Origin of the sequence: Mesorhizobium sp. M0514, from assembly GCF_040321145.1 — a bacterium.
Taxonomy (GTDB): Bacteria; Pseudomonadota; Alphaproteobacteria; order Rhizobiales; family Rhizobiaceae; genus Mesorhizobium.
Genome location: NZ_JAMYQZ010000130.1, coordinates 1 through 10,616, shown reverse-complemented (window position 1 = coordinate 10,616; position 10,616 = coordinate 1). Strand labels below are relative to the sequence as shown.

Sequence of the window (10,616 nt, the reverse complement as noted above, 5' to 3'; positions counted from 1 at the left end):
GGGGTATCTTGGCGCCGCACCCCCACCCCGACGCTACGCGTCGACCCTCCCCACAAGGGGGAGGGTAAGGAACTCACGTCCCGCTGGCGCCCGTCAGAAAAAGCCCGGCGACAATCGCCGCCAGTGCCGCAAAGGCCGGATAAATCACCAGCAATCCAGTCATCAGCGCCTCGCGCACGGTGGAACCCTTGCGCTCGTCGGCAGTGACCTCAAACGGACCGGGGCTCGCCGTCACCTGCGCACGGCTCTCGGCCGGCCGCAGCCGGACTTCATGCAAGCCGTCGTCTCTGATATCGAATTTGCGTGCCGCAGTCATGGCCCCAACCCTTTGTTTCGGCGCGCTTATCGGCTCTGATTGTGTCGGCACGATGCCGCGCCGATGGCGGAATTGTTTCCTTTTGGTGCGTTTTGTTTCGAAGGAGAAGGAAAGAGCGCAAACCCTTGCCGCACCAAGCCGCTTCGGTTAGGACACGCCGACTCCAATAAGTCATCGATTACTTAGCGAAAAGACCCATCCCATGGCCGACAAATCGGAAAAGACGAAAGCGCGGCTGCCGCGCGGCTTTGCCGACCGCAGTGCGGACGACATCCGTGCCGTCGAGAGGATGATGGCGACGATCCGTTCGGTCTATGAGCTCTACGGTTTCGAGCCGGCCGACCAGCCGCTGATCGAATACACCGATGCGCTCGGCAAGTTCCTGCCCGACCAGGACCGGCCTAATGAGGGCGTATTTTCTTTCCAGGACGATGACGAGCAGTGGCTGTCGCTGCGCTACGACCTGACCGCGCCGACGGCGCGCTACGTCGCCGAGAATTTTGAGAAGCTGCCGAAACCCTATCGCAGCTACCGCTCCGGCTGGGTGTTCCGCAACGAAAAGCCCGGCCCGGGCCGCTTCCGCCAGTTCATGCAGTTCGACGCCGACACGATCGGCACGCCGGGCATCGCAGCCGACGCCGAGATGGCCATGATGATGGCCGACGTGATGGAAGCGCTCGGCATCAAACGCGGCGACTACGTCATCCGGGTCAACAACCGCAAGGTGCTGGATGGCGTGCTGGAGGCGATTGGCCTTGGCGGCGATGAGAATGCTGGCCGCCGGCTGCATGTCCTCCGGGCGATCGACAAGCTGGATAAATTTGGCCCAGACGGCGTGGCTCTTTTGCTCGGAGCCGGACGATGGGATGGCGGTAAGGAAGGCGAAGGGGACTTTACTAAAGGCGCGGGCCTTGGCGCAGCTCACATCGAACGAGTGTTGAGCCTTGCAGCATATCCGGATGCATTGGGTGGTGCATTAGGGCTTTCCAACGATGAAACCCTTGCGAGTATGGCAAAGGCAGTAGAGGGCAATGCTCGCGGAGTAGAAGGCTTGGAGGAGCTTTCTGTCATCGCAAAGTTGGCGCATGCATCTGGTTACAACAATGACCGCATCCGCATCGATCCCTCCGTTGTCCGCGGCCTCGAATATTACACCGGCCCGGTCTTCGAAGCCGAGCTGTTGACCGAGATCCCGAACGAAGACGGCCAGATCGTGCGCTTCGGCTCGGTCGGCGGCGGCGGCCGTTACGATGGCCTGGTCTCGCGCTTCCGTGGCGAGCCGGTGCCGGCGACCGGCTTTTCGATCGGCGTCTCCCGCCTGATGACGGCGCTGAAGAACCTCGGCGAGCTGGACACCACCGATGTCATCGCGCCGGTCGTCGTGCTGGTGATGGACAAGGATACGGAAAGCCTCGGTCGCTACCAGAAGATGGTGGCCGATCTGCGCGCGGCCGGCATCCGCTCCGAAATGTATCTCGGCGGCGCCGGCATGAAGGCGCAGCTGAAATACGCCGACCGCCGCGGTAGCCCGGTCGCGATCATCCAGGGCGGCGATGAGCGCGCCAAGGGCGAGTTGCAGATCAAGGATCTGATCGAAGGCGCGCGCATGTCCGCTGAAATCGCCGACAACGCTGAATGGCGGGCTGCCCGCCCGGCGCAGGTGACGGTGGCGGAGGGAGAGCTGGTCGCCGAGGTGAGGAAGATTTTGGCGGTGCAGGCCGCTGACCGTGCGAAGGGTGGCGCTTGAACGCCCCCCTCTGGCCTGCCGGCCATCTCCCCCTCAAGGGGGGAGATTGGATGTCGCGCATGGTTTCGCCAATCTCCGGCGTTGAAGAAGAGGCGCTGCGCTCCGAGCTGCCAATCTCCCCCCTTGAGGGGGAGATGGCCGGCAGGCCAGAGGGGGGTGCCTCGCGCCACGCATGACCTCCCGCTATCCCGCCATCGCATCCGAAATCACCAAGCTCTTCGCCACCCGCAACACCCATGCGGTTGAGGTCGCGGTGCTGCAGCCGGCCGACCCATTCCTCGATATGGCCGGCGAGGATCTGCGCCGCCGCATCTTTCTCACCGAAAGCGAGACCGGCAAGACGCTGTGTCTGCGGCCCGAATTCACCATCCCCGTCTGCCTCGACCACATCGCCTCGCAGGCCGGCACGCCGCGCCGCTATTCCTATCTCGGCGAAGTGTTCCGCCAGCGCCGCGAGGGCGGCAACGAGTTCTTTCAGGCCGGCATCGAGGATCTCGGCGACCGCGATACGGCCGAGGCCGATGCGCGTTCGCTGGCCGATGCGCACGCGCTGCTGCAGCTGGTGCTGCCGGCGCAACCTCTTGCGATCACGCTCGGCGACCAGACCATCTTCGAGGCGGTGCTGGCAGCACTCGGCTTGCCGCGCGGCTGGCGCATGCGGCTTGCGCGCGCCTTCGGCTCGGCGCCGATGCTGCAGGCAGCACTCGCCGATCTCGCCAACCCGCCGCGCAACGGTCAGCTTGACGGCGATGTCGCGGCCCTTGTGCTCGATGGCGATCTCGAAGCGCTTTCCGCCCACATCGCCGGCGGCATGGAAGAGGCCGGCCTGTCGGGCTCCGGCGGGCGCGCGCCGGCGGACATTGCCCGGCGGCTGATCGAAAAGGCCGAACTGCGCAGCGTGCGGTTGTCGAACGAAGCGTTTGCGGCGCTCAGGGATTTTCTCGCCATCGACGTGCCGCTCGACGGCGCGAGTGCTGCGCTCGAAAGTTTTGCGGCCTCTGCCGGGCTTTCGCTGGGCGCGGCGCTGGAAAAATTCGCCGCCCGCGCCAAAGCCATCGAGGCACATGGCCTGCCTGCAAAGACGATCCGCTACGACGCTGCCTTCGGCCGTCCGCTGGATTACTACACCGGCATCGTCTTCGAGATCGCAGCACTTGGTGGCGAGCGGCCGCTGGCCGGCGGCGGTCGCTACGACCGGCTGCTGACCCTGCTCGGCGCCAAGACGCCGATCCCCGGCGTCGGCTTCTCCGTCTGGCTCGACCGCATTGAAGCGCTGCGGGGAGAGCCGCAATGATCACGCTGGCGATCCCATCGAAAGGCCGGCTCAAGGAGCAGGCCTTGGAGGTACTGGCCAGGGCCGGGCTTGCCGTCAGCCTGCCCGGCGATGAGCGCCAGTACCGCGCCCGCATCGACGGCACTGAGGGCATCGAGGTGGCGTTCCTGTCGGCGTCCGAAATCGCCGGCGAGATTGGGCAAGGTTCGGTCGACCTCGGCATTACCGGCGAGGATCTGCTGCGCGAAAACCTCGCCGACTGGGAAGCGCGCGCCGAAATCGTCGCTCGCCTCGGCTTCGGCCATGCCGATGTCGTGGTCGCGGTGCCCGGCATCTGGCTCGACGTCGATACCATGGCCGATCTCGACGATGTCGCCGCCGATTTCCGCCAGCGCCACGGCAGGCGGCTGAGGATCGCAACCAAATACTGGCGGCTGACGCAACAATTCTTCTCGCAAAAGCACGGCATCCAGGTTTACCGCATCGTCGAAAGCCTCGGCGCTACCGAAGGCGCGCCGGCGGCAGGCCTTGCCGATGTCATCGTCGACATCACCACCACCGGCTCGACCCTACGCGCCAACCATCTCAAGGTGCTGGCCGATGGGGTTGTGCTGAAGTCGCAGGCCTGCCTCGTGGCTGCCAGGAAAGATCGTGCTGCTGCGGATGAGGCGCTAGTGCGGGAAATAGCCGCGAAGATGAGCGCGCTCCCTCCCCCTTGAGGGGAGGGTGGACAGCCGCCAAAGGCGGATGGACGGGTGGGGTCGCTCCGGCAGTGCTCGACGCGAGACGACCCAAGCCGGGTCGACCGTGAGCAAGGAAGTCGAGCACTTCGCCGAGGACCCCACCGCCTCGCTTCGCGAGGCACCCTCCCCGCGAGGGGGAGGGGAACCGCCTCTACTTTCCACCATCCCATCAGGCTGATAGGCTCGCCATATCCCGGGAGGAAACGGCGATGGCGATCAATCTCGACGAGCTCAAGAACGCCACCAATCTGCGCGGGCGCGGCAGGGCTTTCATCGCTCCGCTCGACGGCCGGGCACATGTGTCGGGCGACCGTTCGGTGCCGCTGCTCGACAAGACGATCCCTCAGCTTTTCTCCGGCACGGTCAGCAAATACGCCACGCAGGATGCTGCCGTCTTCGTCGGACAGGACAAGCGCTTCACCTGGAGCGAATTGTCGGACACGGTCGATACGCTCGCCGCCGGCTTCCTGGCGCTCGGCCTCGAAAAAGGCGACCGTGTCGGCATCTGGTCGCCCAACCGCTGGGAATGGTTGGTCACCCAATTCGCCACCGCTCGCATCGGCCTGATCCTGGTCAACATCAACCCGGCCTACCGGCTGACGGAGCTCGAGTATGCCCTCAACAAGGTCGGCTGCAAGGCGCTGGTCACCGCCGCCAGTTTCAAGACCTCCGACTATCTCGGCATGATCGAGACGCTGGCGCCGGAGCTCGCCAACGCCACCCCCGGCAAGCTCAAGGCGCAGAAATTGCCGACGCTGAAGATCGTCATTCGCATGGGCGACGACAACTCGCCCGGCATGTTCAATTTCGCCGATGTGCTGTCGATGGCCGGCCGCGACGAGCATGACAGCCTCGACCGCATCTCCGAAGGGCTGAAGCCGGGCGAGGCCATCAACATCCAGTTCACATCAGGCACGACCGGCGCGCCCAAGGGCGCGACGCTGACCCACACCAACATCGTCAACAATGGCAATTTCGTCACCGCTGCGATCAAGCTCACCGTCGACGACCGGCTCTGCATCCCGGTGCCGCTCTACCACTGCTTCGGCATGTCGATGGGCACGATGGGCTGCGTCACCAAGGGCGCGACCATGGTGTTTCCTGGCGAGGGTTTTGACGCCGGCGCGACGCTGAAGGCGGTGGCGCAGGAACGCTGCACCGGCCTCTACGGCGTGCCGACCATGTTCGTCGCCATGCTCGACCACGCCGACTTCACCAGCTTCGATCTCTCCAGCCTGCGCACCGGCATCATGGCGGGCTCGCCATGCCCGATCGAGGTGATGAAGAAGGTGGTGTCGCTGATGCATATGGAAGAGGTGACCATCGCCTACGGCATGACCGAGACCAGTCCCGTCTCCTTTCAGAGCAGTGTCGACGACCCGCTGGAAAAGCGCGTCTCCACCGTCGGCCGCATCCATCCGCATGTCGAGGTCAAGGCCATCGACGCCGACGGCGCCACCGTCGCGGTCGGCGCGCCGGGCGAGCTGTGCACCCGCGGCTATTCCGTGATGAAGGGTTATTGGGACGATGCGGAAAAGACCCGCGAGGCGATCGACAGCGATGGCTGGATGCACACCGGCGACCTCGCCACGATCGACGCCGAGGGCTATTGCAACATCGTCGGCCGGGTCAAGGACATGGTCATCCGCGGCGGCGAAAACGTCTATCCCAGAGAGGTCGAGGAATTTCTCTATCGCCATCCCCAGGTCAAGGAGGTGCAGGTGTTCGGTATTCCCGACGCCAAATATGGCGAGGAGCTGTGCGCCTGGATCGTGCTGAAACCCAACCAGATCGCGACCGAGCAGGAGATCAAGAACTTCTGCGCCGGCCAGATCGCCCACTACAAAATCCCCCGCTACATCCGCTTCCGCACCGAACTGCCCATGACGGTGACGGGAAAACCGCAGAAGTTTCTGATGCGCGAGGCGATGGTGGAGGAACTGGGGCTGGTGGTGCAGAAGACGGCTTGAGGGTTGAACGCCGGGGGACGGGATTGCCCGCTTCGACATTGGGGTGCTCGACAGGCTTCCGCAAGGTTCGCCGAACGCATTGGGGCTTGAATGACTGGTTTCGCACGATCAGCGACTTCCTATGCGATGCCTTTGGCCGCGCTGGCACTGGCCGTTGCGGTCAGAGCCAGCGGGCTATCGGTGGACGAAGGTTCGCCGAGCGTCAGGATTCTCGTCGGAGCGCTCTCGAGTGCGATCATGTTCATCACTATTTTCGTGGTGCTCGATCACGCCGAGGCGGTGGCCCACCGTGTGGGGGAACCCTACGGCACATTGGTGCTGACTTTTGCCGTAACGGCAATCGAGGTGTCGATCATCGTTTCCATGATGCTGCATGGAGAGAACAACCCCACGCTTGCACGTGAGTCCGTCTTCTCGACGGTGATGATTGCCTCCACCGGCGTTGTGGGGACGTGTCTCACGTTTGGCGGCTGGCGTCATCGCAAGCAGGCAATTGTCCGGCAAGGGACAAGCGCATATCTGGCGGTTCTGGCCGCACTGACCGTCATGACGCTTATCCTGCCGACCTACACGCGGACCACCGATCCCGGCACATTTTCGGCAGCTCAGCTTGGCCTTGTGAGCGTACTTTCCGTGCTGCTCTATGCAAGTTTTGTGTTCGCGCAAACCGTCCGGCACCGGGACGACTTCATCGAAGGACTGGCACACGACCTTTCGGCGCGAACCGCCCCTCACAAAAGCATCTCTTCCAGCGCTCTGCTCCTGGTAACCGGACTGATCGGAATTGTCATGCTCGCCGAGCAGGTCGCCGCAAGTGTTGAAAATGCGCTCGTTGCTTACCAGGTGACCCAGGCTGACAGCATTGTGGGGGCAATGATCGCGGGTCTGGTTTTGATGCCGGAAGCCATTTCGGCGGTTCGCGCTTCACTCAACAATGAGCTGCAGCGCGGCCTGAATGTCGCACTGGGTTCGGCTTGCGCCACGATTGGTTTGACGATACCTGCGGTCGCAGCAGCCAGCCTGCTTACGGGACGAGGGTTGACCCTGGGGCTCCCGGAAGCTGACGCAGTACTTTTGGTTTTAGCGCTTTTCATATGCGGCGTAAGCTTTAGCAACGAAAGGACGACCTTCCTGACCGGAATCGTCCATGCCGTGGTATTTTTCGCGTATGTATTTCTGGTATTTATCCCTTGAGGCTTTGGTGCGATCTGGCGACCAGCCGTCAAGGCGGGTATTCTCGAACGCGCCTGATTTGAGTTTCTTTTCGGGGTTCCCAAGGCGCCATCTAAGACCCGAACGACTCACACCCCCAGCACCGCCGCATCCAACCCCCGAATGATCTTCGCCAGTTCCACGCATTCATCATGGCGCACCTTGTTGCGGCGCCAGGCGAGGCAGATCGTGCGTTGCGGCATTGGCTCTTGGAACGGCACGATCTTGAGGTCCGGCATGGCGCTGGCCGGCCTTGCCGCCATTTCGGGGATGAGCGTGACGCCGAGACCATGCGCCACCATCTGCAGCAGTGTCGTCAGGCTGGTGGCGCCATAGCTTGCCATTGCCACCGGGCGCACGCTGCCGCACAGGGCCAGCGCCTGTTCGCGCAGGCAGTGGCCTTCCTCCAAAAGCATCAACCGCTCCAGCGCCGGGCTTTCCGGCGGCACCGGTGGCGAGGCGAAGGCTGGATCTCCGGCTGGCACGGCGAGGAAGAAGCGGTCGGCGAACAGTTCCTCGGTGACCAGGCCGGGCTGCTCGAGCGGCAGCGCGGCGATGAAGGCGTCGAGCCGTCCGGTTGCCGTGTCCTCGACCAGTGATGCCGTCACTGCTTCGCGCAGTTCGAGCTGCAGGGACGGAAAATGCCGCTTCAGCTCCGGGAGCACATGCGGCAAAAGATACGGCGCCACGGTCGGGATGATGCCCAGCCGGAAGCGGCCTTCCATGGCCGGGCGGCCGCGCCGGGCCGTCGTCTCGACATCACTGATGTCGCGCAGGATGCGCTCGATGCGTGGCAGCAGCGCTTCCGCCTCTTCCGTCATCCGCACCGTCTTGCCGCCGCGCTCGAACAGCCGGCAGTTCAGCCTTTGCTCCATCTCGGCGATCTGCGCGGACAGCGCCGGCTGGCTGACGCCGGCGAGTTTTGCGGCGCGGCCGAAATGCAGCGTTTGCGCCAAAGCCTCGAAGTATTGCATCTGCCGCACGGTCAAGCCAATCATAAGGAAAGCCTATCGCAACAAACAGGAAAGGCAATTTGTTTTTATCGAAGAGACGGCTTAGTCTGGAACCATTCCAGAGTGGCGCGGCTCCCGGCCGGCCCGGAAAAAACAACACATAAATCAGCAATTCGGAGGCCAAGATGGACGCGATGACCGACGACAACAGCGCCGGCAAATGCCCGGTCGCGCATGGAACCTCCGCCAGGACCAACCGCGACTGGTGGCCGAACCAGCTCGACATCGGCGTTCTCCACCAGCAGTCGAGCCTTTCGGACCCGATGGGCGAAGCTTTCGACTACGCCGCGGAGTTCAAGACGCTCGACCTCGACGCGGTGATCGAGGATTTGCACAAGGTGATGACGGATTCGCAGGATTGGTGGCCGGCCGATTTCGGCCATTACGGGCCGCTGTTCATCCGCATGGCCTGGCACAGCGCCGGCACCTATCGCATCGGCGACGGCCGGGGTGGCGCCGGTGCGGGCCAGCAGCGTTTCGCGCCGCTGAACAGCTGGCCGGACAACGCCAATCTCGACAAGGCGCGCCGGCTTTTGTGGCCGGTCAAGCAGAAATACGGCCGCAAGATCTCCTGGGCCGACCTGTTGATTCTCACCGGCAACGTCGCGCTGGAATCGATGGGCTTCAAGACCTTTGGCTTCGCCGGTGGCCGCGCCGATGTCTGGGAGCCCGAGCAGGATGTCGACTGGGGTTCGGAAACCAAGTGGCTCGACGACAAGCGTTATTCCGGCGACCGTGAGTTGCACGGCCATCTCGGCGCGGTGCAGATGGGCCTGATCTACGTCAACCCGGAAGGGCCGAACGGCAAGCCGGATCCGCTGGCCTCGGCCCGCGACATCCGCGAGACCTTCGGACGCATGGCAATGAACGATGAGGAAACCGTGGCGCTGATCGCCGGCGGCCACACCTTCGGCAAGACCCATGGCGCCGGTGATGCAACACTGGTCGGCGCCGAGCCGGAAGGCGCGGGTATCGAGGCGCAGGGCCTCGGCTGGTCGAGCAAGCATGCCACCGGCATTGCCGGCGATGCGATCACGTCCGGCCTCGAAGTTACCTGGACGACGACGCCGACCAAGTGGAGCAACAACTTCTTCGACAATCTCTTCAACTTCGAATGGGAGCTGACCAAGAGCCCGGCCGGGGCCCATCAGTGGACGCCGAAGGGCGGCTCTGGCGCGGTTACGGTGCCGGACGCGCACAATCCCTCGAAGCGTCATGCGCCGGCAATGCTGACCACCGACCTCGCGCTGCGGGCCGACCCGGCCTATGAGAAGATCTCGCGCCGCTTCCATGAGCATCCGGAGCAGTTCGCCGATGCCTTCGCCCGTGCCTGGTACAAGCTCACCCATCGCGACATGGGGCCGGTCGTGCGGTATCTCGGCCCGTTGGTGCCGAAGGAAGAGCTGATCTGGCAGGATCCGGTTCCGGCCGTCGACCATGAGCTGGTCAGCGACCAGGACATCGCATTGCTGAAGGCCAAGATCCTGGCTTCGGGCCTCAGCGTTTCGCAATTGGTCTCGACCGCCTGGGCCTCGGCCTCGACCTTCCGCAACTCCGACAAGCGCGGCGGCGCCAATGGCGCGCGCATTCGCCTGGCGCCGCAGAAGGACTGGGAGGTCAACCAGCCTGTCGAACTGGCCACCGTGCTGGCGAAGCTCGAAGCCATCCAGAACGAGTTCAACGCAGGCGGCAAGAAGGTCTCGCTGGCCGACCTCATCGTGCTCGGCGGCGTCGCCGCGGTCGAGAAAGCGGCGCAGGATGGCGGCAATGCGGTGAAGGTTCCCTTCACGCCCGGCCGCACCGACGCCTCGCAGGCGCAGACCGACGTCCATTCCTTTGCGGCGCTCGAGCCGAAAATTGACGGCTTCCGCAACTACGTCAGGGGCAAACCGCCGATGTCGGTCGAAGCCATGCTGGTCGACCGGGCGCAACTGCTCAGCCTGACGGCGCCGGAGATGACGGTGCTGGTTGGTGGCCTGCGCGTGCTCGGCGCCAACAGCGGCGGCTCGAAGCACGGTGTGTTGACCGACAGGCCGGGCACGCTGACGAACGACTTCTTCGTCAACCTGCTCTCGATGAGCACCATCTGGGATCCGGCCTCCGAGCCGGGCTCGCATGAGGTCTACGAAGCACGCGACCGCAAGACCCGGGCGGTCAAGTGGACCGCCACACGCGCCGACCTGATCTTCGGCTCGCATGCGCAGCTGCGCGCGCTGGCCGAGGTCTACGGGTCGGCGGATGCCGGGCAGAAATTCGTTGGCGATTTCGTCAAGGCGTGGACCAAGGTGATGAACGCCGACCGTTTCGACATCGCTGCCTGATACAACCTCCCAAACGAAGGG

Annotated in this window: 8 protein-coding genes; 6 read left to right on the top strand and 2 right to left on the bottom strand. The window is 64.0% G+C overall.

Going from position 1 to position 10,616, the window contains the following annotated elements:
- Positions 1-73: 73 nt before the first annotated feature.
- A complete protein-coding gene (locus NKI61_RS30570) occupies positions 74-316 on the bottom strand; it encodes a hypothetical protein (RefSeq protein ID WP_352789414.1) in 243 nt (80 codons plus the stop codon).
- Between the two features lie 202 nt (positions 317-518).
- Here NKI61_RS30570 and hisS point away from each other — a divergent pair, with 202 nt between their 5' ends.
- The 5 genes from hisS to NKI61_RS30545 all read left to right on the top strand — a co-directional run bounded on the left by hisS (position 519) and on the right by NKI61_RS30545 (position 7,243).
- Positions 519-2,063 carry a histidine--tRNA ligase gene (hisS, locus tag NKI61_RS30565; protein WP_352842093.1) on the top strand — a complete coding sequence of 515 codons (1,545 nt, stop codon included), beginning with the start codon at positions 519-521 and terminating at the stop codon, positions 2,061-2,063.
- 172 nt (positions 2,064-2,235) lie between these two features.
- Entirely contained in the window at positions 2,236-3,357 is a 1,122-nt protein-coding gene (locus NKI61_RS30560) for an ATP phosphoribosyltransferase regulatory subunit (protein ID WP_352842091.1), read from the top strand.
- Positions 3,354-4,055 carry an ATP phosphoribosyltransferase gene (gene hisG, locus NKI61_RS30555; protein WP_023701298.1) on the top strand — a complete coding sequence of 234 codons (702 nt, stop codon included), beginning with the start codon at positions 3,354-3,356 and terminating at the stop codon, positions 4,053-4,055. The genes NKI61_RS30560 and hisG overlap by 4 nt, the downstream gene beginning before the upstream one ends.
- 233 nt (positions 4,056-4,288) lie before the next feature.
- Positions 4,289-6,049, top strand: a complete 1,761-nt coding sequence (locus NKI61_RS30550) for an AMP-binding protein (RefSeq protein ID WP_352842089.1) — start codon at positions 4,289-4,291, stop codon at positions 6,047-6,049.
- Between the two features lie 90 nt (positions 6,050-6,139).
- Positions 6,140-7,243 carry a calcium:cation antiporter gene (locus NKI61_RS30545; protein WP_352842088.1) on the top strand — a complete coding sequence of 368 codons (1,104 nt, stop codon included), beginning with the start codon at positions 6,140-6,142 and terminating at the stop codon, positions 7,241-7,243.
- Positions 7,244-7,350: 107 nt separating this feature from the next.
- On the opposite strand, the gene NKI61_RS30540 is transcribed toward NKI61_RS30545, so the two are convergent.
- Positions 7,351-8,259, bottom strand: a complete 909-nt coding sequence (locus tag NKI61_RS30540) for a hydrogen peroxide-inducible genes activator (protein WP_352842086.1) — start codon at positions 8,257-8,259, stop codon at positions 7,351-7,353.
- A 140-nt stretch (positions 8,260-8,399) separates the two neighbouring features.
- Here NKI61_RS30540 and katG point away from each other — a divergent pair, with 140 nt between their 5' ends.
- Positions 8,400-10,595, top strand: a complete 2,196-nt coding sequence (gene katG, locus NKI61_RS30535; RefSeq protein ID WP_352842084.1) for a catalase/peroxidase HPI — start codon at positions 8,400-8,402, stop codon at positions 10,593-10,595.
- Positions 10,596-10,616 lie beyond the last annotated feature (21 nt).

Excerpts from the sequence above, each read along its gene's own strand:
- NKI61_RS30570 (WP_352789414.1), bottom strand. The coding sequence starts at position 316 with ATGACTGCGGCACGCAAATTCGATATCAGAGACGACGGCTTGCATGAA.
- hisS (WP_352842093.1), top strand. The coding sequence starts at position 519 with ATGGCCGACAAATCGGAAAAGACGAAAGCGCGGCTGCCGCGCGGCTTT.
- NKI61_RS30560 (WP_352842091.1), top strand. The coding sequence starts at position 2,236 with ATGACCTCCCGCTATCCCGCCATCGCATCCGAAATCACCAAGCTCTTC.
- hisG (WP_023701298.1), top strand. The coding sequence starts at position 3,354 with ATGATCACGCTGGCGATCCCATCGAAAGGCCGGCTCAAGGAGCAGGCC.
- NKI61_RS30550 (WP_352842089.1), top strand. The coding sequence starts at position 4,289 with ATGGCGATCAATCTCGACGAGCTCAAGAACGCCACCAATCTGCGCGGG.
- NKI61_RS30545 (WP_352842088.1), top strand. The coding sequence starts at position 6,140 with ATGACTGGTTTCGCACGATCAGCGACTTCCTATGCGATGCCTTTGGCC.
- NKI61_RS30540 (WP_352842086.1), bottom strand. The coding sequence starts at position 8,259 with ATGATTGGCTTGACCGTGCGGCAGATGCAATACTTCGAGGCTTTGGCG.
- katG (WP_352842084.1), top strand. The coding sequence starts at position 8,400 with ATGGACGCGATGACCGACGACAACAGCGCCGGCAAATGCCCGGTCGCG.